Here is a 22,633-nt window from a genome sequence, read left to right as displayed (position 1 = left end):
TTGAGACAGCGGGCCTAATTCGCCAGATAGCGCTCGTAGCTCCCGGTCACCGGCTCGCTCGCGTCGACTTCCGGATCGAGCGTGTAGAGATCCTGGGCGCGACCGATACCGCGTAGCGCATAGCGGCCAGTGGAGACGAGGTAGCGCCGGCCGGCGGCATCGAGGCCTTTGTAGAACTCTGCTGAAGCCAGCAGCTCGCGGTCGACCGAGCGGCTCATCGAGGCGATGCGGCTGACCTCGTTCACGGTCGGGCCGACCACGGTGAAGTCGAGCCGGTCCTCGCTGCCGATATTGCCGTAGAAGACCTCGCCGACATGCAGGCCGATATAGGCCGAGGTGGTGGGACGGCCGTCGGCGGTGCGACGCACGTTCAGCGCCGCGACGTTCTTGCGCAACAGATGCTCGGCGCGGAGCGCCGCGCGGCGGGCATCGGCCATGTCCTCGCCGGTGAACATCGCGAGCACGCCGTCCCCGATCAGCTTCAGGACGTCACCGCCGGCGTCGTGGATCGCGTCGATCACGGCCTGGGCGTAGTCGTTGAGGAACGGGATGATCTCGTCCGGTCCGATGCTCTCGCTGATCTGGGTCGAGCCGCGCAAATCCGAATACCACAGCACGGCGTTGATGCGCTCGGTCACGCCGCGCGAGATGCGCCCGCGCAGCACCTGCTCGGAGGCATCGCGGCCGAGATAGACCCGGCCGAGCGTGCGCACGATGTCGACCTGCTGCGCCGACTTGATCGCCAGCCCCAGCACCGGCACGAGATCGCGCATCGCGGCGAGCTCGGCATCGCGAAACCCTTCCTCGCGCCGCGTGGTCCAGCAGGAGTAGAGGCAATCCATCTGTCCGAGCGCGCCGGTCTCGCCGAAGCGGTGCACGAAGGCGAGATAGTGACGATGGCCGTTTTCGGCGAGCTCGCCGATCTGCGAAAAATCCAGCGAGGGCGCGTCGGCGAGATCGATCACCATCTCGTCTTCGCCATGCTCGAGCAAGTGATAGAACACCGAGCGACGCCAGTTCTTGGCCGCATCGCCCTCCGCCGTCGAGCCGTACTCGACGACGTCGCTCTCGTTGCTCGGCGTATCGCTCCAGCGGAAGGCACGGCCCTCATAGATCGGGTGCAGGGTGTCGATGACGACGAGCCCGCGCGAGAGTTCCAGCCCTTCGGCGCAGCAGCGCTCGCAGAAGCCACGCAGCAGGTCGGGTTCGGGAAGGCCGGTGAGCCCCTGGCCGGCCAGCCAGTTCATCAGCGCAAGACGGGAATTGAGTTGCATAGGCCATTATGGCGCGCATTCGTGACGAGCGAAAGGCGTTTGCTACGCGCAGGCCGTGCGCAAGGCTCCCGCCCTTCGCAGGTCGAATATGCCGCGGCTGCGGTTGACGGGTTCACGCTGCGAGCGGCAAATGCCTGCGATGATCAATTGGTCGGCCAAAATCGGAAGCATGCGCAGATGAGCCAGCGCCAGCTTCCGATCATCCTGGCGCTCGGCACCACGCAGACCCTGGCCTGGGCCTCCAGCTACTATCTGCCGGCGCTGCTTGCCGATCCCATGGCGCACGACCTCGGCGTCTCTTCCAACTGGGTCTTTGGCGCGTTCTCCGCCTCGCTCGTGATCTCGGCCATGCTCGGCCCGCGCATCGGGCGGCAGATCGATCTGGTCGGCGGACGACAGGTGCTGTCGGCCTCGAACCTGACCATCGCCGCCGGCCTCGTCCTGCTCGGCCTCTCGCAATCCGTCGCGGTGATGGCGTTTGCCTGGCTCGTGCTCGGCATCGGCATGGCGATGGGGCTTTACGATGCAGCCTTCGCTGCGCTGGGCCGCATCTACGGCACGGAGGCGCGCAGGCCCATCACCGGCATCACGCTGATGGCGGGCTTCGCCTCCACAGTCGGCTGGCCTCTCACCGCCTGGGGCCTCGCCCATATCGGCTGGCGCGAGACCTGCTTTGCCTGGGCCGCCGCCAACATCCTGATCGGCCTTCCCCTCAACTTTTTCGTGCTGCCGGCGATCAAGGGGGCGAGGCAGGCGGCCGCGACGGCGGAAAAGCCGCATGTGCCGCTGGACCGCACCATGATCCTGCTCGCCTTCGTCTTCGCCGCGGCCTGGACCGTCACCGGTGCGATGGCCGTGCATTTCCCGCGCATCGCAGAAGCAGCCGGCGCGACGCATGTCGAGGCGATCGCGGCCGGTGCGCTGATCGGCCCGGCCCAGGTGGCCGCGCGCGTCCTCGAAGCCGGCCTCCTCAGCCGCTTCCATCCGCTGTGGTCGACCCGGCTCGCCTGCCTCACCCATCCGATTGGAGCGGCTGTCGTGGCGATCTTCGGGGGTGCCGGCGCAAGCGCCTTTGCGCTGCTCCACGGCTCGGGCAACGGCATCCTGACGATCGCCCGCGGAACGCTGCCGCTGTCGATCTTCGGCCCCAAGGACTTCGGCTACCGCCTCGGCATCATCGGGGCCCCCGCAAGGATGGCGCAAGCGGCGGCGCCGCTGGCCTTCGGCCTGCTCATCGACGTCATGGGCGCCAAGGTGCTGATCGTCTCCTCCGCGCTCAGCCTCTCGGCGCTGGCGGCGCTGTTCCTGATCCGCGCCGGGCGGCGGCCGGATTGACCACGCCGCCGCTTTCGCGCACAAGCGGCCCATGACCGATGACAACAGCCCGCCCCGCACCTTCAAGGGTCTTTTGCGCTGGGCGACCACGCCGCCGCAGGCCTGGGGCGTCTATCTCCTCGCCCTCCTGCTGGTGTGGCTGCTGTCGTTCTATGCGGGCACGCTGAAGCCGAAGAAGACGCCGGAGACGAGCCCGCCGCCGGTCACGGCCCCACGCTAAAGCATATCGCGCCTCCGGCCGCCCGGACGTCCTCGACAAAGCTGCCGACTTCGTTCGTGAGCTGCTCGGCCTGTCGCGACAGGCCGTCTGCCGCGCTCAGCACCTCGCTTGCCGCAATGCCCGTTTCCGTGGCCGCCTTGCTCACGGGCGAACCAGACAGCATCGGCAACAGCGGAGATCGGCGTCCGGATCGCCCAAATTGCGCTCTGCATCGGCCTGCGCATGCCGGCACGACGAACGCTGCGTTGGAAGCGACATTTCAACCTTCGCACGTCGCGGAGCTGATCAATTCGTCTTCGCCTCGCTGGTCGCGATCCAGATGCCGGCGAACACGGCGATCAGCCCGACCAGAAGATTGGGCGTGATCGGCTCGCCGATCAGCAGCGCCGCCAGCAAGGTCGCGGCGATCGGATTGACCGTCATCGTATTGGCGACCCGGGTCGGCGTCGCCCGCGCCAGCGCCATGACCCAGAGGATGAAGGCGAGCGCGCCGCCGCCGGCGCCGAGATAGATGCCGGCGATCCACTGCCCCGTCGTGAAGTGATCGAGTGCGGCAAAGCTGCCCTTCGCCAGGCCCGCCAGCACCAGCACGAGGGCGCCCGAGCCCATGCCGACCGTGAGGAAGCCAAGCGCGCTGGAGCGTTGCATCAGCGGCCGTGACAGCACGTTGTAGAAGGCCATGCAGAACACCGCGCCGGTCATGATCAGCTCGCCCCGCCACGCGCCGGGCGGGCTCTGCGCCAGGCCCGCGGCCAGCGCCGCCGCGACCCCGAGCACGGCGATGGCAACGCCCGTGATCTTGCGCATTGTCAGCCTCTCCACGCCCAGGATCGCGCCGACCACCATGGTGTGGAGCGGAAGCGTCGCCAGCGCCAGGCTGGCGCGAGCCGCGGTCGTGTAGGACACTGCGATGTTGTAGAGGATGAAGAACAGGCCGAAGAAGCAGATGCCGAGCAGCGCCACGGAAGGCCAGTCGGCGCGCTGCGGCCAGCGCACGCCGAGCACGAGCGCACACGGCAGCAGGCAGAGAAAGCCGATGCCCCAGCGCAGGATCGCAAGCAGGATGGGATCGGCCCCGCCGACCAGATAGCGCGTGATCGCGGCCGCGGTGCCGCCGATGCTGCTCGATAGCAGCGCAATGGCAACCCCGAGCCACTCGCCCACGCTTCGTCTCCTGTTTCGGAGCCTCGAGGGCGGCTAGCACATCCCTGCTGCCACCATCATGGCAGCAGGAGCGTGACGCATCTCAGTCGTAAAATTCCGGCGCCATCTTCTGGCCATCACGCTGGGCCTTGTCGTGGTTGATCCAGAGCTGCGCCTTCTCCTTGTCGAGCGTGTCGGCGATCTTCTGCATCGAGGCCACGCTCATCTCCTTGCTGGCGTTCATGGTGGGGACGCGGCGGTTGTCCCAATTGTCCCTGAAATGGACGGCGTCGCCGGAGAGCACCACCGCGCCGGTCTTCGGCAGCTTCACCAGCAGCGACTGATGTCCCGGCGTATGACCGGGTGTCGAGAGGATGGTCACGCTGCCGTCCCCGAACACGTCCTTGTCGCCCGTCAGCAGCTCGACAGGATGCGACGGCTTGAACCGCGGTTCGTTGTTGGCGCCGGGCCAGTCATATTCGGCCTTCTGGACGTAGAGTATCGCCTGCGGGAACAGTTCGACATTGCCGACATGGTCGGGATGCGTGTGCGAGACCGCCATCGTCTTGATGTCGTCAGGCTTGACGCCGAGCTGGTCGAGCTGTGCGGCAAGCGTCTTCGGCCGCCGCCAGGTCACGGCCTTGGGATCGGCCGGCGCAAGGCCATTGGGCATGGCCGCGACGGAGTCCGCGATGCCGGTGTCCCACAGGAACCAGCCCTTGGCGTGCTTGATCAGATAGCAGCTGTCGGCGAAGTCCATGGTCTTGCCTTCGTTGAGACCGGGCGTCCAGCGCGAGATGTCGCCGGCGGTGCCCTCGCCGCAATTGAGGACGTAGAGCTTTTCGACGCCGGCCTGCGCGACAGCGGCCTGGCCCGACAAGGCGAGGGCGGCAACGGCGAGAGCAAATTTGAGCCTGGGCATCATCTTGGTCCCTCCTGGGGCAAGCGATTGGAGCGGCTGCGACCGAGGATCAACCCCGGCCGTGCCGCTGAATTCCGTTCGCTGGGATCACGTCAATGTGGGCAAGTCTCGACCTCGACCGTGACGTGGCTGAGCCTCTTGAGGCCGGCGAGGCGCTTCTTGTAGACGGCGGGCTGCTTCGGCTTGTCCGACACCAGCGAGACCAGCACGGCGCAATGACCCGGACCGATCTGCCAGAGATGCAGGTCGGTGACGCGATCCTCGCCGACCTCCATGCGCGCGCGGATCACCCGCTCCAGCTTCTCGTCGGCACGAACGTCGAGCAGCACCGCGCCGGATGACTTGATCAGACCGAACGCCCAGCTCGCGATCACGACGCTGCCGATCAGGCCGACGGCCGGGTCGGCCCAGACCCATCCCGAATACATCGCGACCGCGAGCGCGCCGATCGCCAGCACCGAGGTGGCGGCATCCGCCATGACGTGGACATAGGCGGCGCGGAGATTGTTGTCGTGATGATGGTGGCGATGGTGGCGATGGTCGTGGTCGTGATCGTCGTGATCATGATGCGCGTCGCCGTGCCCATGATCATGGCCGTGATGGTGATGATCGTGGCTGTCGCGCAAGAGCCACGCACTGACGAGATTGACGCAGAGACCGAGCGCGGCGACCGCGATCGCCTCGCCATAGACGATCGGCACTGGCGTGATCAGCCGCAGCACACTCTCATAGGCGATCTCGATGGCGATCAGGCCGAGGATGATCGCGCTGGAAAAGGCCGCGAGATCGCCGAACTTGCCGGTACCGAAGGTGAAATGCGCATTGCCGAGGTGCCGGCGCGCGAAACGGTAAGCGAAAGCGGCGATGCCCAGCGCGGCCGCATGCGTCCCCATGTGCCAGCCGTCGGCCAAAAGCGCCATCGAGCCGAACAGCGTGCCGGCGACGATCTCGCCGACCATCATGACCAGCGTGAGGACGACCACGAACCAGGTGCGCCGCTCGTTCTCGTCGTGCTTCTCGCCCAGGAAGGCGTGGTCATGCGTCCACTGTTCAATGGAGTGGGAATGCATCGAATTCTCCAGAAGATTCAGGTCTATTGGAGCGCACTATAGACCGGTGAAGCCCAATTTTCTAAGGCCCAATCGCCTCGCGCATTGACAGTTCCGATTAGTTTCGCTGTAATCGGCCCATGGGGATTTGAGCGATCTCCCCACGAGGCGACATGCCCAAGTATCGCGTCCCGTTCGTTCCTACGAGGACGCATCCACATGACCACTTTCACGACCATATCGTCCGACAAATTGGCGCGCCTGATCGGCACGGCCAATGCTCCTGTCCTGATCGACGTCCGCACGGAGGAGGATTTCGCCGCCGACCGGCGGCTGATCCCCGGCTCGATCAAGCTCAGCCACGAGACCGTCGCGGAATGGGGCGGCGAATTTGCCGGCCGCTCCGCCATCGTCTCCTGCCTGCGCGGCGCCAAGCTCGCGCAGGGCACGGCGGCCTGGCTCCGCCAGCTCGGCGTGCAAGCCGAGACGCTCGATGGCGGCTTCGAGGGCTGGAAGGCAGCCAAGCTGCCACTGCTCGACACGCGAAAACTGCCGCCGCGCGACGCCAAGGGACGCACCGTCTGGGTGACGCGGGCACGGCCGAAGGTGGACCGCATCGCCTGTCCCTGGCTGATCCGCCGCTTCGTCGATCCCAACGCGGTGTTCCTCTATGTGGCGCCGTCCGAGGTGGTCGCCGTCGGTGAGCACTTCAATGCCGCCCCGTTCGACATCGAGAACGTGTTCTGGAGCCACCGCGGCGAGCTCTGCACTTTCGACGTGATGATCGAGGAATTCGGCATTGCCACGCCGCCACTGCTCCGGCTCGCGACCTTGGTGCGCGGTGCCGACACCGCGCGGCCGGATCTGGCGCCGGAGGCCTCCGGCCTGCTCGCCGCCTCGCTCGGGCTGTCGCGGATGTATGACGACGATCTCGAGCAGCTCGAGGCAGGCATGACACTCTACGACGCCTTCTACCGCTGGTGCCGCGATGCCACGGCCGAGACCCACAACTGGCCGACCAACAAGGTGAAGGCGTGATGGACACCCGCGCCAATCAAACGGGAGCTGATGCCGGTCACGGCATCAGCTTCGGCGAGGCGTTCCGCGTCTGGCTCCACGTCGCATCCTTGAGCTTCGGCGGGCCCGCGGGCCAGATCGCGGTGATGCATCGAATCCTCGTCGAGGAGAAGAAGTGGATCTCTGAGGGGCGTTTCCTGCATGCGCTGAACTACTGCATGCTGCTGCCGGGGCCCGAGGCCCAGCAGCTCGCGACCTATGTCGGCTGGCTCTTGCATCGCACCGCCGGCGGGCTGATGGCGGGCGGACTGTTCATCCTGCCCGGCATCATCGCCATCATGGGCCTCAGCTACATCTACGCCGCTTACGGCAATGTCAGCTTCGTCGAGGCGTTGTTCTTCGGCCTGAAGGCCGCCGTGCTCGCCATCGTCGTCGAGGCCGTGGTACGCGTCGGCAAGCGCGCGCTGAAGAACCGCATCATGATCGCGCTGGCGGCCATCGCCTTCGTCGCGATCTTCTTCTTCGCGGTCCCCTTCCCGATCATCATCATCGCCGCGGGCCTGATCGGCTATGTCGGTGCACGAGCCGGCCGGCCGGAATTCGCCCCGGCCGCGCACGACCACGGCGGCAGCAGCGCCGCGATCGACAGTATGCTCGGCGAAGCCGTGCCCGAGCATGTGCGGCCCAACACCGGACGCGCGATCCGGACCGGCGCAATGTGGCTGGCGCTCTGGCTTGTGCCAGTGATCGCACTGCTCCTGGCGCTCGGCGAGGCCAACGTGTTCAGCCAGATCGCGCTGTTCTTTTCCAAGATGGCGCTGGTCACGTTCGGCGGCGCCTATGCGGTGCTGGCTTACGTCGCCCAGCAGGCGGTCGAGCATTATCACTGGCTGAAGCCGCATGAGATGCTCGATGGTCTCGGCATGGCCGAGACCACCCCGGGCCCGCTGATCATGGTGCTCCAGTTCGTCGGCTTCATGGCTGCCTATCGCGATCCGGCCGGGCTGTCGCCGATGCTTGCTGCGACCGTCGGCGGATTGCTCGCGACCTGGGTCACCTTCACGCCCTGCTTCCTCTGGATCTTCGTCGGCGCCCCCTATATCGAGCGCCTGCGCGGCAACACAGGTCTCGCCGGCGCGCTCAGCGCGATCACCGCCGCCGTCGTCGGCGTCATCCTCAATCTTTCGATCTGGTTCGCGCTGCACACGCTGTTCCGCGAGACCGTGCCGGTGCACGCCTTCCCGCTGGATTTCGACATGCCGGTGCTGCGAAGCGTCGACATTCCCGCACTCGTGCTGTCGATCGCGGCTGCGACCGCGATCTTCCGCTTCAAGCTCGGCATGCTCACGGTGCTGGCCGGCAGTTGCGCCGCAGGCGTGGCGCTGCGGTTGGCGGGGGTGATCTAGCGACGGTCTAGGTTCTGATGGAACAGCGCAGTTCCCGATCAAGCGTCCCGCCCTCGAAAGGGTGAGACGTTTGGAACGGCGCCTGTTCGCCCTGGTTAGCTCCCATTCATTGCCACGAGGACCTCTTTCCCCGGGATGAGAGCATGACTGACCTGTCCATCGATGCGCGGCTGCTTGCTCCTGACAATGATCGGCATGGCGCCAATCTCACGATCGTCGCCATCGCCGTGGCTGTCCTCATTGCCGGCGCGGCGGCCTTGTCTGGCACGATCTCCTGGCAGCAGGGATTGTTGTTTCTGCTCGGCGGTGCGCTCGGTCTGACGCTGTATCACGCGCTGTTCGGCTTCACCTCGGCCTGGCGCGTCTTCATCCTCTCGCGCAGAGGCGCGGGGCTCCGCGCGCAAATGGTCATGCTCGCGCTGGCGACAGCCCTGTTCTTCCCGGCGCTGGCGCAAGGCACGCTGTTCGGCAAGGCGGTGCATGGCGAGCTCGGCGCAGTCGGCATCGGCATGGTGATCGGGGCATTCCTGTTCGGGCTCGGAATGCAGCTCGGCGGCGGCTGCGCCTCCGGAACGCTGTACACCGCCGGTGGCGGCAATACCCGCATGCTGGTGACATTGGCGGCCTTCATCGCGGGATCGACGATCGGCGCGCTGCATCTGCCGTGGTGGAGCGCGCTGCCGAACATCGGGGCCGTGTCGTTGATCGAGCGGTTCGGATGGCTCCCGGCACTGCTGCTCTGCTGGGTCGTGATGGCCGCGATCTATCTGTTCACCATCAGGGCCGAACTCGCGTGGCATGGCCAGCTCGAGCCGGGCGGGCGGACCAGATTGCAAGGCGCGCGCCGCTTCATGCAGGGACCGTGGCCGCTGCTGTGGGGCGCGATCCTGCTCGCGATCGGCAATTTCGCAACGCTCTATCTTGCCGGGCGACCATGGGGCATCACCTCCGCTTTCGCGCTCTGGGGATCGAAGATCCTGATGGGCTTCGGCGTCGACGTCGCGTCGTGGCCCTATTGGCAGGGCGCCCGCGCCGCTTCGCTGCATCAAAGCATCTTCGCGGATATCACCTCGGTCATGGATTTCGGCATCATCCTGGGCGCGCTGCTGGCGGCGGGCCTTGCCGGCAAGTTCAGTCCGACGTGGCGCATCTCCGCCCGCTCCCTGCTCGCCGCCATGGTCGGCGGCCTGCTGCTCGGATACGGCGCGCGCCTCGCCTATGGCTGCAACATCGGCGCCTATTTCAGCGGGATCGCCTCCGGCAGCCTGCACGGCTGGTGCTGGCTGGTCGCGGCCTTCATCGGCAATATCCTGGGAACGCACCTCCGGCCGCTGTTCGGCCTGGCCGTCGAAAGGTAGGTAAGCCGCAGGGCCTCGGCCCCGGACACGGCTCCCATCCGTCGGGCAAAACAGTCGCGACGCATCCGTTCATGGCTTGTCAAGTCCGCCCCTCACAAATATTCTTCTTTACCGAAATTCTGATTTGCCGTACAAGCAAAACACCCTGGCCCGAGACAAGGGGCGGATCGCGATCGTCACGAACCGCGGGCTGGGCAGCGATGGACGCGACGGCGTCGGGCGCGAGCGGCATTGCAGGGCGGCTTTCGCTGTGAGCAATTGCCTTCGCGCGTACGACACGACGCTGGCAGCGTCTTCGTATGGCTTCGGGTGTGAGCACACGCCAGCTCCTGGAGTCTCAGCGAAGGCGTGCGCGGACGGAGAAGTCGTGTGGTCCTGACGCCCGGGGTCTGTGCGTCAAGTCCTGCGGTGATGTGGCGGTCCGACCGGACAGCGCGCGTCAGCCATCCGCAGGGCGACGGGGGCAATAGTGCATCGCTCCCCGAGGAGAGCACGAAGGACACCGTTAAAACCATTCGCGCAGGGAAGGCCGGGCGATCCGGCGAACCTGTGGTCCACCCCGTGTGCATTTTTCCGAGCGCACGGACTTGCGGGTGCCAGCTGGCGCCCGGCCTTCCCTGCGCCCTTGTCTTACGAGGGCGTTGCGAGAGGTAGAACTCGGGCGCTTTAAGCCGCGAGAACGCGAACGCTCGCCCGCTGTTTGAAACGTATAACGGAGCGGTGGCCAGTCTTGGCTCATTCTCCCTCGGTGTCATCGCCCGCGAAGGCGGGCGATCCAGTACTCCGCAGCGGACATTGTGCGAACCCACTGGTGCCTCGGCGGGGCAAGACACCTTCGTTGTCGCGCTACCGCATCATCATCCGCGCGATCGCCTCCCCGATCACCACCGTCGTGAAATGCGTGTTGGCGCGGCAGTCGGATGGCATGATCGAGGCGTCGGCGACGCGCAGGCCGCCGATCCCTTTCACGGTGCCATCGGGATTGACCACGCCGTCGCCGTCGTTGACGCCGCTCATGCGGCAGCTGCCGGCGGCATGCTGGATGTCGCCGGTCTCTCGCCGCAGCAACGCATCGAGCTCGCGATCCGGCAGGCTGGTGGCCTGCGGCAGCGTCAAATCGGTGTCGGCCAGCCTGATCCAGTCGGCGATGCCTGATAGCGCCGGCTGCGACGTGATCACGGCCAGCCGTTTCACCGCGTCCATCATCCGCAGCATGTCGCGGGGATCGGCGAGCATGTTCTCCTCGACGACGGGATCGATGGATGGGTCGGTTGAAGCTAGCTTCAGCGTTCCGCGCGAATAGGCGTTGAACAGCCCGGCGCCGATCGCCCCGGGCACGCCGATACCACGATGGTTGAAAGCGATCAGGATCATGTCGCGCTTGCCGCCGTCGGCGAGGCCCGATGAATAGGTCACGCAACAATTGGTGTGGCGAGTGTCCGGATCGGTCGGCCGCAGATTCTCGCGGAGCTGGATCGTGGCGCGAAACAGCGGATGGTCGAAAAAATGCCGGCCGACCGGCAGGTCGCGCTCGACCGCAATCCCCAGCGCCTTCAGCTCTTCGGCCGGCCCGATGCCGGAACGCAGCAGGATCGCCGGACTGTGGATCGCGCCGGCACACAGCACGATCTGACGCGCGCTGATCTCGTGGGTGCCCTGCCCCTCTCTATGAACGCGGATGCCGGTCGCCCTTCCGTCACTGATCAGCACGCGATCGACCAGCGCGTGGCCGCGGATCTCCAGATTGGCGCGGCCGCGCGCGGGCTCGAGATAACCCTCGTTGGTGGTGATGCGGCGGCTGTCGCGGCTGTTGATGGGGTAGCAGGCAACGCCCTCACCGTCGGGGCCATTGAGATCGGCGCACCAGGGATAGCCGCTCGCCAGCGCCGCATCGCGCAGGCCGCGATCGACGGGTCCCCATTGTTCGGGCGGCGCGCGATAGACCGGCAGCGGCCCGCCGCGGCCATGGCCTTCGGCGTCGCCGAATTCCAGATCGTCCTCGATCACCGAGAACAGCGGCATCACGTCCTTGGCCGACCAACCGGTGCAGCCATTGGCGGCCCATTCGTCGAAGGCATCGGCAACGCCGCGGATCGCGATCTGGCCATTCATCATCGAGGAGCCGCCGAGCCCCTTGCCGCGCCAGTAGAAGCGCGGCTCCTGCCCCGCCACGCGGCGCGTCAGGAGATCAGGCCACTGCCATTTCTCCTGGTACTCGCGCTTGTGGATGATCGGGATCGGGTTCGGCGTTCGCACCTCCCAGGGCGCCTCGTCGGCGCGCCAGTCGAGCCCCGCCTCTAACAGCAGGACGCGCCGTGCAGGGTCCTCGGACAGCCGGGCGGCCACAGCGGCGCCGGCGGAGCCGCCGCCGACAACAATGACATCGTACATTGCGTTACTTCTCGACATTCCCAAAGTCCGGCATGCCCAACGCTCACGCGTTGCAGCGCGTCCGGGACACGAGACCGCCCTACCCGATCACCCTGCCGAACTTGTTCGACTTCGGGAAGCCCTTCGGCGGCAGGCGGCCGGCATCGCCGCGATTGCCTTGCCACTCGGCAAGCTCCTTCATGCTCGCGGAGAATTCGCGACCCGCAGAGTCCTTCCAGGTCAGACCCGCCTTGGCGTCGAACACAGCAACATCGGAGAGACCGCCGTCCTTGTACTTCTGCAGCCGCGTGCCGCGGCCGCGGGCCATTTCGGACACCTGCTCGAGCGGGAAGATCAGCATCTTGCGATTTTCGCCGATGACCGCGACGGTGTCGCCGAGCACTTCGGCGATCGCGCGCGCCTCGTTCGGCATGTCGACGTTGAGGACCTGCTTGCCCTTCTTGGTGGTGCCGACGCAATCGTCCTCGTTGACGACGAAGCCCTGGCCCTCGTGGCTCGCGACCAGGAATTTGCGTCCGCCCTTGTGGACGAACAGCGCGACGGGTGCGGCCTCCTGCTCGAGGTCGATGAACAGGCGGATCGGCTCGCCGTGTCCGCGGCCGCCGGGCAGTTTCGCGACGTCGAGCGAGTAGAATTTGCCGTTGGTCGCGAACAGCAGCAGCTTCGACGTCGTTTCGGCGAAGAAGGCGAAACCGAGCTTGTCGTCCTGCTTGAAGGCGAGCCCCGAGAGATCCTCGACATGGCCCTTCATGGTGCGGATCCAGCCCTTCTCGGAGACGACGACCGTCACCGGTTCGCGCTCGACGAAGGCCTCCTCGATCGCGGCGAGATCGTGCTCGGGCGCATCGGCAAAGGTGGTGCGGCGCTTGCCGAGCGGCGTCTTCGGTCCGAACATGTCGCGGACCTTGCCGACCTGCTCGCCGACCTTCTTCCATTGCTCGGCTTCCGAGGCGAGCACCGCGTTGATGCCCTTGAGCTCGGCACGGAGGTTCTTGTCCTCGGTGCGGATTTCCATCTCCTCGAGCTTGCGCAGGGAGCGGAGCCGCATGTTGAGGATGGCTTCGGCCTGCACCTCGGTGAGCTTGAACGCCTTGATCAACGCCGGCTTCGGTTCATCCTCGGTGCGGATGATCTTGATCACCTTGTCGATGTTCAGATAGGCGATCAGGAAGCCGCCGAGGACCTCCAAGCGGTGCTCGATCTGCGCCTTGCGGTAGTTGCTGCGGCGGATCAGCACGTCGCGCAGATGGTCGAGCCATTCGCGCAAGCACTCCGCGAGCCCCACCACCTTCGGGATCTTGCCCTTGATCAGGACGTTCAGATTCAGCGGAATCTTGTTTTCGAGCTCGGTGAGCCGGAACAGCGATTCCATCATCAGCGCCGGGTCGACGTTCTTCGACTTCGGCTCGATCACGATGCGGACGTCTTCGGCCGACTCGTCCCTGATGTCGCCGACCAGCGGCAGCTTCTTCTGATCCAGCAGCTCGGCGACCTTCTCGATAAGCCGCGACTTCTGCACCAGGAACGGAATCTCGGTGACGACGACGACCCAGGTGCCGCGTGCGCCCTCTTCGTGCGACCACCTGGCGCGGACGCGGAACGAGCCGCGGCCGGTGGTGTAGGCCTCAGCAATGGCCTGCTTGGAATCGACGATGATGCCGCCGGTCGGAAAATCCGGGCCCTTGACCCACTTCAAGAGCGCCTTGGATTTGGCGTCGGGCTTCTCGATCAGATGCAACGCTGCGTCGCACAGCTCGGCGGCGTTGTGCGGCGGGATCGAGGTCGCCATGCCGACCGCGATTCCCTGCGCACCGTTGGCGAGCAGGTTCGGGAAGCCGCCGGGCAGCACCACCGGCTCTTTCGACTGGCCGTCGTAATTGGCGCGAAATTCAACCCCGTCCTCGTCGATGCCTTCGAGCAGCAGGCGCGCGACGTCGGTCATGCGCGCTTCGGTGTAGCGGTAGGCGGCGGGGTTATCGCCGTCGATATTGCCGAAATTGCCCTGGCCGTCGACCAGCGGATAGCGCGAGGAGAAATCCTGCGCGAGACGAACCATGGCGTCGTAGATCGCCTGGTCGCCATGCGGATGGAACGAGCCCATCACGTCGCCGACGATCTTTGCGGACTTCTTGAAGGCGGTGCCCGGGTCGAGGCGGAGCAGGCGCATGCCGTAGAGGATGCGCCGGTGCACCGGCTTCAGGCCGTCGCGCGCATCGGGCAGCGCACGGTGCATGATGGTGGAGAGCGCATAAGCGAGATAGCGCTCTTCGAGCGCCTCACGCAGCGGCACCTCGTGAATTTCGGCCGGTTCTTCCGGCGGAACGATTCGCTTTCCCATGCCGCCCGGTTAAACCGTGGAAGCGAATCGGGCAAGGATCGAATGGTTCCCTGTGGGCAGCCTATTGGCCTGCCCAGCCGGCCGTCACGGGCGGGGTCTTGGCCGGCGCCGGGGCTGGCATGTTGGTCAGGCAGCGGCGGGCCGCCTCGATCTCGGCCTCCGTGGCACCATGGGATCGCGCCCATGTCTCTGCGGCTGCAGCGGAATATTTGGCCACATAATACCGGACGAGAGTGCAGGAGGCGCGCCGAAACACACCCGGCTGCGGTTCGCCGGCCGTTGCGTCAGGCGCGAGCGCGACCAGCGCCGCGGACAAGGCAAATCCCCTGATCAACATTTGGGCTGTCCCCCGTTGTGGAACCCTGCGGGGCGAACTCGATTTAGTTCCCCGGGAACCGAAACTGGGCGGGCAAGCCAGGCGCGATCAACTCATGGCGCCGGAATTGCAGCTCTCGCCTGCTGCCGCATCAGCGCATTGATGAAGCCCGCGCGCGCGTCGGAATGGCCTTGGCCTCGCGGCTCAAGCACATGGCGCAGCAGGAACAGACCGGTGAGCCGGAAGCCATCCTGGAGATCCCGCTCGGTCAGCTCGCTCGCGGCTTCGCCGTGGCGCAGGAACGGCGGCAGGCGCAGCAGCCGGTCCCGCCACGGCTCGCCCGCGCCGCGCGACACCGCGCCGCCGGATTTGGGCGAAACGTAGATCAGGTCCGTCGTCTCGCCGGTCACCGCGCAATTCTCCAGCGCCAGCCCGAAGCCGAGCTCGGCGAGCATCGCCAGCTCGAAATGGATCAGATGCACGGCGGCGCTGCCGATATCGTCGAAATCGTCGAGCGAATGCTCCAGCAGCGCAAAGATGTCTTCATGCGGATCGCGCTCCGGCAGCAGCCGCGCGATCGAGGCGAGATGGGTGACGCCGTAGACCCCGTGGGACGACCCCAGCAGCGTCGCTGCACGCAGCTTCAGACCCTCGATCGCATAGGTCCCGAGATGCTCGTCGAGCCGCGCCCGCCACACCGCACTGACGCTGTTGCCCGGCTGGAGCAAAGGTCGCAGCCGCGAGCTGGCACCGCCGCGCACGAGCCCGAGATGGCGGCCATGCGCGCGGGTCAAGAGCTCGACGATGGCGCTGCTCTCGCCATGCCGCCGCACCCCCAGCACGATGCCTTCGTCGGTCCATTCCATGGAAGTGAGTCTACAGGATTCCGGTGCCTCTCGCACGCACTCGTGCCCCGGACCAAACGCGGCGCGCCAGCGATGCGTTGCCGAGCCGCGGCCCATCTCTCCGCGCGCTCCTGGGTCCCGGCTCTGCGGCGCAGTGCTGACGCGCTGCACCTTGTCCGGGACACGAGACCCTCACGCGTTGAACCAGCCCTGCGCGTCGCCGGTGAACGAGAAATACAGTCCGATCGCCGTCAGCGCGCAGGAGACGATCTCGATGGCGCTATCGAGTTCCAGGCCCTTTTCGCCGATGATCTGGCCGAGCGAGATCACCGAGAGAACGAGCGCTGCCGCCAGCACCCAGCGCGGCCAGTTCTTGCGCCAACGCGCCGCCAGCCAGACGAAATAGACCAGCAGCAGGATCATGCCGCCGGCGAGCAGGGTCGCCGTCATGATCATCTGCTCGGTCGTCTCGGCATTGGGCGTGCGGTCCTGCACCGCGACCGACAAGGCATCCAGCATCAGTGACGCATAGAGCAGCGCTTCGAAGCGCCGGACGTTACTGGGCACGCTCATCCGATACCGATCTTTTCTTGGTTATTCTTTGGGAAAGTCCAGGCCCATCTCGCGGTAGCGATCGGGATCGTCGCCCCAGTTCTCGCGCACCTTGACGAACAGGAACAGATGCACCGGCACATCCAGGATCTGCATCAGCTCTTTGCGCGAGTCGGCACCGATCGACTTGATGGTGGCGCCGCCCTTGCCGAGCACGATCTTCCGCTGGCTCTCGCGCTCGACGAAGATCGTCTGCTCGATGCGCACCGAATGATCCTTGCGCTCCTCCCACTTGTCGGTCTCGACCGTGGACTGGTAGGGCAATTCCTGGTGCAGCTTCTGATAGATCTTCTCGCGCGTGATTTCGGCCGCGAGCTGCCGCATCGGAGCGTCCGACATCTGGTCCTCGGGATAGAGGAACGGACCTGGCGGCACCATCTCGGCAAGCGTCGTGCGGATGTCGTCGACGCCGTCGCCCGAGATCGCCGCGATCATGAAGGTCTTGGCGAACGTCATCCGCTCGTTGGCGGCCTGCGCGAGTGCCAAAAGCTTCTCGCGCTGGACCAGGTCGACCTTGTTGATGACAAGGATCTTGTCGTGATTGACGCTTGCGGCCTTGGCAAGGATCGCCTCGGCCTCCTCGTCGATACCGGTCTTGGCATCCAACAGCACGCAGACGAGATCGGCATCATGCGCCCCGCTCCAGGCGGTCGACACCATGGCGCGGTCGAGCCGGCGCTTGGGCGAGAAGATGCCGGGTGTGTCGACGAGGATGATTTGCGCATTGTTCTCGATCACGATGCCGCGGATCAGCGCGCGCGTGGTCTGCACCTTGCGCGAGACGATCGTGACCTTGGCCCCGACCAGCGCATTGACCAGTGTGGACTTGCCGACATTGGGCGCGCCGATCAGCGCCACGAAGCCGCAGCGCGTCGCGGTCGGCATCTCGCCGCTTGTTTCAGCCGTCATTGCCGCCGCCAACGCCTTCGCGTTCGATCATGACCGACGCCGCGACCTTCTCCGCCGCGCGCTTGCTGCCACCGACGCCTTCGGCCGGCGCCAGTCCGGGCAGGTCCACCGCGACACGGAACTGCGGATCGTGATGCGGGCCGGTGCGCTCGACCTCGCGGTAAACAGGGGTCGGCAATCCCTTGCCCTGCGCCCATTCCTGCAGCACGGTCTTGGGATCGCGCAAGGGACGCCGCGGCTTGTGCATGCGCTCGGTCCAGTTGCGCTTGACGAACTCGGACGCCGCCGCATGGCCGCCGTCGAGGAAGATGGCACCGATCACGGCTTCGCAGATATCACCGAGGATGGATTTGCGCAGGCGGGCATCCGCGCTGGACCCGACTGACCCCAGCTTGATGTCGTCGAGCAGGCCGAGCGATTTTGCGACGTCGGCGCAGCTCTCTTTCCGCACCAGCTCGGCAAGCCTCTTGGACAGCTCGCCCTCGTCGGCGTTCGGGAAGGCGTGATAGAGCATGTCGGAGACGACGAGGCCGAGCACGTGGTCGCCGAGGAATTCCAGCCGCTGATAGCTGTCGCCGCGCTTGCGCCCCGACTTCAGCGCGGAGACATGCGTGATCGCCTGCATCAACAGGTTCGGGTCAGTGAAGGCGTGGCCGATGCGTGCCTCGAGCGCAGCGTTGGCATCCGCCGCCTTCGCCTTGGCCTTCTTGCTGCTCCGCGCCCGCTTCTTCTTGGCAGGCGTCTTCGTTGCAGCTTCGCTCTCGGGAGCGGCTTGCGCCTCGATCGATTGGGTCGCGATGTCCTTGGCTTCGTCTTTCATCGGACGATTTTGAAGAAGCGATTCCAGCGCACCGACCACGGCCAGCGCCAGAACATCCAGGCATGCTCGCCTTGGCCGATCGAGAAGAAGATCATCTGGGCCCGGCCGATCAGGTTCTCCTGTGGCACATAGCCCACCGCCGACTGGACGCGGCTGTCGGTCGAATTGTCGCGATTGTCGCCCATCATGAAGAAATGGCCGGGCGGCACGGTGTAGACACTGGTGCTGTCGTAGAAGCCGTTATCGACGCAATCGAGGGTCTCATAGGAGACGCCGTTCGGCAGCACCTCCTTCCAGCGCTTCACCCGCGCCGTCGTGACCCGCTCCGTGTCGGACGAGCTGCAAGGGTCTTCGCCGACGAAGTCGCTCAACCGCTCGCGCTGCACCGGGACGTCGTTGATGTAGAGCAGCCCGTCCTTCATCTGGATGCGGTCGCCGGGAAGGCCGATCACGCGCTTGATGTAGTCGGTGGAGTCTTCCCTCGGCAGGCGAAACACGACGACATCGCCGCGGTTCGGGTCCGCGCCCCAGATGCGCCCCGAGAACAGCGGCGGCGAGAACGGGATCGAGTAGTGGCTATAGCCGTAGGAATATTTCGAGACGAACAGATAATCGCCGACCAGCAGCGTCGCCTTCATCGAACCCGAGGGGATGTTGAAGGGCTGGAACAGAAAGGTGCGGATCACCAGCGCGATCAGGAGAGCGTGGATCACGACCCGGATCGTTTCGCCGACGCCGCTCTCAGTTTTCGTTCCCGAAGTCACGCTCATTGCTCTCTCAATTCCGGCCGGCGGTCACAGAGCGCCCTCCTCCCGCGAACAGCCCATCGCTCGCGGCCCAAGGAGATTGTCCTGATTCTGATAGTGAGGGCCAATTCCGGCGTAAAGCCGAATTCGCCCAGCCTGATTTGCGTCGCGACTTTTAGACGGTTGTCGGAGGCCACGCAATCAAGGATCGCATCAAAACTGCACAAGGTATTGATTTTGAATACGAATTATAAAATGGGCGCGAAACGGTCAGGGCTTGGCGAGCGGGACGGCCGAAATGACGACGAAGGCCTGGGCGAGCGGCCAGTCGTCGGTGATCGACAGGTCGATTCTTGGCTCGAATCCCACCGGCGTCAGGGCCTCGAGCCGGGCCAGGGCGCCGCCGGTCAGCTGCATGGTCGGCCGCCCGCCCGGCAGGTTGACCACGCCCATGTCGCGCCACCACACGCCGCGCCTGATGCCGGTGCCGAGCGCCTTGGAGCAGGCCTCTTTGGCGGCGAAGCGCTTGGCGTAGGTCGCCATCACCATCCTCTCGCTCTTGGCACGCCGCTCCGCCTTGGCCCGCTCGGCCGCCGTAAAGATGCGGTCGAGGAAGCGTTCGCCGTGGCGCTCGATCACTTTGGCCACGCGGGTGATGTCGATCAGGTCGGAGCCGATGCCGATAATCATGCCCGGCTCCGGCCGCGATCCATCGCCGCGCGCATGCTGCGCACCGTCTCGGCAAGGCCGACGAACAGCGCCTCGCCGATCATGTAGTAGCCGATATTGAGCTCCATGATCTCCGGCAGCTCGGCGATCTTCTCCGCCGTGGCATAGTCGAGGCCGTGGCCGGCGTGAACCTCGAGCCCGGCTTGTTTTGCGAGCTTCGCCCCCGCCACGATCCGCTGCCATTCGGCTTCCGCCTTGTCGGTGTGCCCGTCGACGACGGCGTCGCACCAGGCGCCGGTGTGGATCTCGATCACGGGCGCGCGTAGCCGCGCCGCCATCTCGATCTGCGCAGGGTCGGCGGCGATGAACAGCGAGACGCGGATGCCGGCATCGTTCAACCGCGCGATGTAGGGCGCGAGCGCATTGTGCTGGCCGACCACATCGAGCCCGCCTTCGGTCGTCACCTCCTGGCGGCGCTCGGGCACCAGGCACACCGCGTGCGGCTTGGTGGCCAGCGAGATGCGCATCATGTCGTCGGTCGCCGCCATCTCGAAATTCAGCGGCTTGGAGATCCCGGCCTTCAGCCGCGCCATGTCCTCATCGCGGATGTGCCGGCGGTCTTCGCGCAGATGGGCGGTGATGCCGTCGGCGCCGGCCTCGATCGCCAGCAGCGCGGCGCGCACCGGATCGGGATGGCGGCCGCCGCGCGCGTTACGCACGGTCGCGACATGGTCGATATTGACGCCGAGGCGGAGCGGAGAAGCGGGCATTTCAGGACTCACGAAATCAGAGGCAGACGTAGCAAGCAGCGTCTATCCATTAACACGTTCGACTTTGGCGACGACAGCCTTGGCACGCAGCTGGGCCAGGATCGCGCTCAGATGCTTGAGGTCGTAGACTTCGAGATCGATCGTCGTTTCCGTGAAATCGGGCGAGCGGCGCTGCATGCTGATATTGTCGATGTTGCCGTCGTGCTCGGCGATCACGGTCGCGATCTGCGCCAGCGCGCCGGGCTCGTTGACGTTCTCGACCTTGATGCGGGCCGGGAAGCGCTGCGGCGCGGTGTCCTCGATGTCCCAGCGGACGTCGAGCCAGCGCTCCGGCTCCTCCTCGAAATCCTTCAGGGCCGGCGCCTGGATCGGATAGATCGTGATGCCCTCGCCTGGCGTGACGATGCCGACGATACGGTCGCCCGGCACGGCGCCGCCGTTCGGCGCGAACTTCACCGGCAGGTCGGAATTGATGCCGCGGATCGGGATCGCGACGGCGCTGCGCGGCGACTCGGACGACCTGTCCTTGAGCTTGGCGGCAAGGCCCTTCTTGACGCCATAGCGTGCGACGCGCTCCTCCTTGTAGTCGGGATACATCGCGCGCGCGACGTTGGAGGCCTTGATCTCGCCGCGACCGACGGCCGCCATGACGTCCTCGATCGACGTGCGCGCCAGCCGCGGCAGCGCACCCTTGAGCTTGTCGTCGGCATATTCGATCTTGGCGCGCTCGAACAGGCGCTCGACGATGCGGCGGCCGAGACCGGCATATTGATCGCGCACGGCGGTGCGCGTCGCACGGCGGATCGCGGCGCGTGCCTTGCCGGTGACCGCGAGCGTCTCCCAGGCCGAGGGCGGTGCCGATTGCGCCTCCGAGGTCAGCACCTCGACCTCGTCGCCGTTCTGGAGCTCCGAGGACAGCGGCGCGAACTTGCCGTTGATCTTGCATCCCACAGCGCTGTTGCCGACGTCGGTATGCACCGCATAGGCGAAGTCGATCACGTTGGCATGGCGCGGCAGCGCGATCAGCTTGCCCTTGGGGGTGAAGCAGAACACCTGGTCGTGGAACAGTTCGAGCTTGGTGTGCTCGAGGAATTCTTCCGGATTGGCGCTCTCCGAGAGGATGCCGATGGTGTGGCGCAGCCAGGCGAACGCGTTGGACTCGCGCTTGAGGAATTCGGTCGGCGAGCCGACGCCCTCCTTGTAGAACACGTGCGCGGCGATGCCGCGCTCCGCGATCTGGTCCATCTCCTCGGTGCGGATCTGAAGCTCGACGCGCTGGTTGCCCGGCCCGATCACCGTGGTATGGATCGAGCGATAGTCGTTCTGCTTCGGCGTCGAGATGTAGTCCTTGAAGCGCCCCGGCACCACCGGCCAGGTGGTGTGGACGATGCCGAGCGCGCGATAGCAGGCCTCGATGTCGTTGACGACCAGTCGAAAGCCGAAGATGTCGGACAATTGCTCGAACCCGACCGACTTGCGCTCCATCTTGGTCCAGATCGAGAATGGCTTCTTGCGGCGGCCATAGACGCGCGCCCCCAAGCCGCGGTGGCGCAGATTGTTGGAGAGCTGGTCCTCGATTTCGCCGATCAGATTGCGGTTGCGCTCGGCGAGTGCGTCGAGCCGCTGCATCACCACCGAATAGGCCTCAGGATCGAGGGTGCGGAACGACAGGTCCTCCAGCTCCTCGCGCATCTCCTGCATGCCCATGCGCCCGGCGAGCGGCGCATAGATGTCGAGCGTCTCCTCGGCGATGCGACGGCGCGATTCCGTCGGAACGAAGTCCAGCGTGCGCATGTTATGCAGGCGGTCGGCGAGCTTCACCAGCAGGACGCGGACATCGTCGGCAATCGCCAGCAACAATTTGCGCAGGTTCTCGGCCTGCTTGGCTTCGCGCGATACCAGCTCCAGCCGCTTCAGCTTGGTGAGGCCCTCGACCAGCACGCCGATCTCGGGGCCGAAGATCTGGTCGATCTCGGCCCGCGTCGCCTCGGTGTCCTCGATGGTGTCGTGCAGCAGCGCGGCGACGATGGTGGCATCGTCGAGCTTGAGGTCGGTGAGGATCGCCGCCACTTCGAGCGGGTGCGAGAAGTATGGATCGCCCGAGGCGCGGGTCTGCGAGCCATGCGCCTTCATGGCGTAGACATAGGCGCGGTTCAGCAGGTCTTCGTTGGTGTTGGGGTTGTAGGACCTGACCCGCTCGACGAGGTCATATTGACGCATCATGCGCGCGCGGGGCTTGGCCGGACGGGCCACCGGCGCAGTCGGGGCCACGGCAACCGATTCGGTTGCGGCCAGCATCTGCGTTGGTCTGCGGCGCCGATACACCATGCCATCCTGCCTTCGAACGGACCACGAGAGAGCCCGTTGTATACATCTTAGCTCCGATCCCGCGCGGGTCCCGATCAATTCATCAATTCAGTGACAGGGCGCGGCGCGAACCGGCAACACTATGGTAACCACGAAAACGCCAACAAAAGCAAAGGCCCGAACAAC

At 65.8% G+C, this 22,633-nt stretch carries 20 protein-coding genes; 5 read left to right on the top strand and 15 right to left on the bottom strand.

The window, feature by feature from the left end:
• Positions 1 to 14 precede the first annotated feature (14 nt).
• Positions 15 to 1,274 carry an adenylate/guanylate cyclase domain-containing protein gene (locus ACVWY3_RS08865; RefSeq protein WP_456838109.1) on the bottom strand — a complete coding sequence of 420 codons (1,260 nt, stop codon included), beginning with the start codon at positions 1,272 to 1,274 and terminating at the stop codon, positions 15 to 17.
• Between the two features lie 177 nt (positions 1,275 to 1,451).
• Between ACVWY3_RS08865 and ACVWY3_RS08860 the strand changes: the two genes are divergently transcribed.
• Together ACVWY3_RS08860 and ACVWY3_RS08855 are read left to right on the top strand one after the other, a co-directional pair.
• Positions 1,452 to 2,609, top strand: a complete 1,158-nt coding sequence (locus ACVWY3_RS08860; protein ID WP_456838108.1) for an MFS transporter — start codon at positions 1,452 to 1,454, stop codon at positions 2,607 to 2,609.
• Between the two features lie 31 nt (positions 2,610 to 2,640).
• Positions 2,641 to 2,829, top strand: coding sequence for a hypothetical protein (locus tag ACVWY3_RS08855; protein WP_456838107.1), 189 nt, complete (start codon positions 2,641 to 2,643; stop codon positions 2,827 to 2,829).
• A gap of 285 nt (positions 2,830 to 3,114) precedes the next feature.
• Here the strand turns inward: ACVWY3_RS08855 and ACVWY3_RS08850 are convergent, their stop codons facing one another.
• From ACVWY3_RS08850 to dmeF, 3 genes are all read right to left on the bottom strand, one after another.
• Positions 3,115 to 3,993 (bottom strand): DMT family transporter, encoded by an 879-nt coding sequence (locus tag ACVWY3_RS08850; protein ID WP_456838106.1) that lies wholly within the window; start codon positions 3,991 to 3,993, stop codon positions 3,115 to 3,117.
• Positions 3,994 to 4,075: 82 nt separating this feature from the next.
• Positions 4,076 to 4,897: an N-acyl homoserine lactonase family protein gene (locus ACVWY3_RS08845; RefSeq protein WP_456838105.1), complete on the bottom strand. Its 822-nt coding sequence runs from the start codon at positions 4,895 to 4,897 to the stop codon at positions 4,076 to 4,078.
• 89 nt (positions 4,898 to 4,986) lie between these two features.
• Positions 4,987 to 5,964: a CDF family Co(II)/Ni(II) efflux transporter DmeF gene (gene dmeF, locus ACVWY3_RS08840; RefSeq protein ID WP_456838104.1), complete on the bottom strand. Its 978-nt coding sequence runs from the start codon at positions 5,962 to 5,964 to the stop codon at positions 4,987 to 4,989.
• 198 nt (positions 5,965 to 6,162) lie between these two features.
• Between dmeF and ACVWY3_RS08835 the strand changes: the two genes are divergently transcribed.
• From ACVWY3_RS08835 to ACVWY3_RS08825, 3 genes are all read left to right on the top strand, one after another.
• On the top strand, positions 6,163 to 6,981 hold the full coding sequence (locus tag ACVWY3_RS08835) for a chromate resistance protein ChrB domain-containing protein (protein WP_456838103.1): 819 nt from the start codon (positions 6,163 to 6,165) through the stop codon (positions 6,979 to 6,981).
• Positions 6,981 to 8,366 (top strand): chromate efflux transporter, encoded by a 1,386-nt coding sequence (gene chrA, locus ACVWY3_RS08830; protein ID WP_456838102.1) that lies wholly within the window; start codon positions 6,981 to 6,983, stop codon positions 8,364 to 8,366. Before ACVWY3_RS08835 ends, chrA begins: the two co-directional genes overlap by 1 nt.
• A gap of 143 nt (positions 8,367 to 8,509) precedes the next feature.
• Positions 8,510 to 9,724 (top strand): YeeE/YedE family protein, encoded by a 1,215-nt coding sequence (locus ACVWY3_RS08825; protein ID WP_456838101.1) that lies wholly within the window; start codon positions 8,510 to 8,512, stop codon positions 9,722 to 9,724.
• Positions 9,725 to 10,570: 846 nt separating this feature from the next.
• On the opposite strand, the gene ACVWY3_RS08820 is transcribed toward ACVWY3_RS08825, so the two are convergent.
• From ACVWY3_RS08820 to ACVWY3_RS08770, 11 genes are all read right to left on the bottom strand, one after another.
• Positions 10,571 to 12,115 carry a GMC family oxidoreductase gene (locus ACVWY3_RS08820; RefSeq protein ID WP_456838100.1) on the bottom strand — a complete coding sequence of 515 codons (1,545 nt, stop codon included), beginning with the start codon at positions 12,113 to 12,115 and terminating at the stop codon, positions 10,571 to 10,573.
• 79 nt (positions 12,116 to 12,194) lie between these two features.
• Positions 12,195 to 14,453 (bottom strand): DNA topoisomerase IV subunit A, encoded by a 2,259-nt coding sequence (gene parC / locus ACVWY3_RS08815; RefSeq protein WP_456838099.1) that lies wholly within the window; start codon positions 14,451 to 14,453, stop codon positions 12,195 to 12,197.
• Between the two features lie 61 nt (positions 14,454 to 14,514).
• Positions 14,515 to 14,790 (bottom strand): hypothetical protein, encoded by a 276-nt coding sequence (locus ACVWY3_RS08810; protein ID WP_456838098.1) that lies wholly within the window; start codon positions 14,788 to 14,790, stop codon positions 14,515 to 14,517.
• Positions 14,791 to 14,882: 92 nt separating this feature from the next.
• Positions 14,883 to 15,635, bottom strand: a complete 753-nt coding sequence (recO, locus tag ACVWY3_RS08805; RefSeq protein ID WP_456838097.1) for a DNA repair protein RecO — start codon at positions 15,633 to 15,635, stop codon at positions 14,883 to 14,885.
• Between the two features lie 171 nt (positions 15,636 to 15,806).
• Entirely contained in the window at positions 15,807 to 16,187 is a 381-nt protein-coding gene (locus tag ACVWY3_RS08800) for a hypothetical protein (protein ID WP_456838096.1), read from the bottom strand.
• 21 nt (positions 16,188 to 16,208) lie between these two features.
• Entirely contained in the window at positions 16,209 to 17,135 is a 927-nt protein-coding gene (gene era / locus ACVWY3_RS08795; protein ID WP_456838095.1) for a GTPase Era, read from the bottom strand.
• Complete coding sequence (gene rnc / locus ACVWY3_RS08790; RefSeq protein ID WP_456838094.1) at positions 17,125 to 17,955, bottom strand: ribonuclease III; 831 nt, start codon at positions 17,953 to 17,955, stop codon at positions 17,125 to 17,127. Before rnc ends, era begins: the two co-directional genes overlap by 11 nt.
• A complete protein-coding gene (gene lepB, locus ACVWY3_RS08785; protein ID WP_027559600.1) occupies positions 17,952 to 18,725 on the bottom strand; it encodes a signal peptidase I in 774 nt (257 codons plus the stop codon). The genes rnc and lepB overlap by 4 nt, the downstream gene beginning before the upstream one ends.
• 246 nt (positions 18,726 to 18,971) lie before the next feature.
• Complete coding sequence (gene acpS / locus ACVWY3_RS08780; protein WP_456838093.1) at positions 18,972 to 19,391, bottom strand: holo-ACP synthase; 420 nt, start codon at positions 19,389 to 19,391, stop codon at positions 18,972 to 18,974.
• Positions 19,388 to 20,140, bottom strand: a complete 753-nt coding sequence (locus ACVWY3_RS08775; protein WP_456838092.1) for a pyridoxine 5'-phosphate synthase — start codon at positions 20,138 to 20,140, stop codon at positions 19,388 to 19,390. Before ACVWY3_RS08775 ends, acpS begins: the two co-directional genes overlap by 4 nt.
• 42 nt (positions 20,141 to 20,182) lie before the next feature.
• A complete protein-coding gene (locus tag ACVWY3_RS08770) occupies positions 20,183 to 22,468 on the bottom strand; it encodes a RelA/SpoT family protein (RefSeq protein ID WP_456838091.1) in 2,286 nt (761 codons plus the stop codon).
• Positions 22,469 to 22,633 lie beyond the last annotated feature (165 nt).

Source organism: Bradyrhizobium sp. USDA 4486 (assembly GCF_054057995.1).
Note: the sequence above shows the minus strand (reverse complement) of the source record. Positions and strands in the feature narration are given on the sequence as shown.

Coding starts and splice junctions, on each gene's coding strand:
- ACVWY3_RS08865 (WP_456838109.1), bottom strand. CDS start 1,274: ATGCAACTCAATTCCCGTCTTGCGCTGATGAACTGGCTGGCCGGCCAG.
- ACVWY3_RS08860 (WP_456838108.1), top strand. CDS start 1,452: ATGAGCCAGCGCCAGCTTCCGATCATCCTGGCGCTCGGCACCACGCAG.
- ACVWY3_RS08855 (WP_456838107.1), top strand. CDS start 2,641: ATGACCGATGACAACAGCCCGCCCCGCACCTTCAAGGGTCTTTTGCGC.
- ACVWY3_RS08845 (WP_456838105.1), bottom strand. CDS start 4,897: ATGATGCCCAGGCTCAAATTTGCTCTCGCCGTTGCCGCCCTCGCCTTG.
- dmeF (WP_456838104.1), bottom strand. CDS start 5,964: ATGCATTCCCACTCCATTGAACAGTGGACGCATGACCACGCCTTCCTG.
- ACVWY3_RS08835 (WP_456838103.1), top strand. CDS start 6,163: ATGACCACTTTCACGACCATATCGTCCGACAAATTGGCGCGCCTGATC.
- chrA (WP_456838102.1), top strand. CDS start 6,981: ATGGACACCCGCGCCAATCAAACGGGAGCTGATGCCGGTCACGGCATC.
- ACVWY3_RS08825 (WP_456838101.1), top strand. CDS start 8,510: ATGACTGACCTGTCCATCGATGCGCGGCTGCTTGCTCCTGACAATGAT.
- ACVWY3_RS08820 (WP_456838100.1), bottom strand. CDS start 12,115: ATGTACGATGTCATTGTTGTCGGCGGCGGCTCCGCCGGCGCCGCTGTG.
- parC (WP_456838099.1), bottom strand. CDS start 14,453: ATGGGAAAGCGAATCGTTCCGCCGGAAGAACCGGCCGAAATTCACGAG.
- ACVWY3_RS08810 (WP_456838098.1), bottom strand. CDS start 14,790: ATGTTGATCAGGGGATTTGCCTTGTCCGCGGCGCTGGTCGCGCTCGCG.
- recO (WP_456838097.1), bottom strand. CDS start 15,635: ATGGAATGGACCGACGAAGGCATCGTGCTGGGGGTGCGGCGGCATGGC.
- ACVWY3_RS08800 (WP_456838096.1), bottom strand. CDS start 16,187: ATGAGCGTGCCCAGTAACGTCCGGCGCTTCGAAGCGCTGCTCTATGCG.
- era (WP_456838095.1), bottom strand. CDS start 17,135: ATGACGGCTGAAACAAGCGGCGAGATGCCGACCGCGACGCGCTGCGGC.
- rnc (WP_456838094.1), bottom strand. CDS start 17,955: ATGAAAGACGAAGCCAAGGACATCGCGACCCAATCGATCGAGGCGCAA.
- lepB (WP_027559600.1), bottom strand. CDS start 18,725: ATGAGCGTGACTTCGGGAACGAAAACTGAGAGCGGCGTCGGCGAAACG.
- acpS (WP_456838093.1), bottom strand. CDS start 19,391: ATGATTATCGGCATCGGCTCCGACCTGATCGACATCACCCGCGTGGCC.
- ACVWY3_RS08775 (WP_456838092.1), bottom strand. CDS start 20,140: ATGCCCGCTTCTCCGCTCCGCCTCGGCGTCAATATCGACCATGTCGCG.
- ACVWY3_RS08770 (WP_456838091.1), bottom strand. CDS start 22,468: ATGGTGTATCGGCGCCGCAGACCAACGCAGATGCTGGCCGCAACCGAA.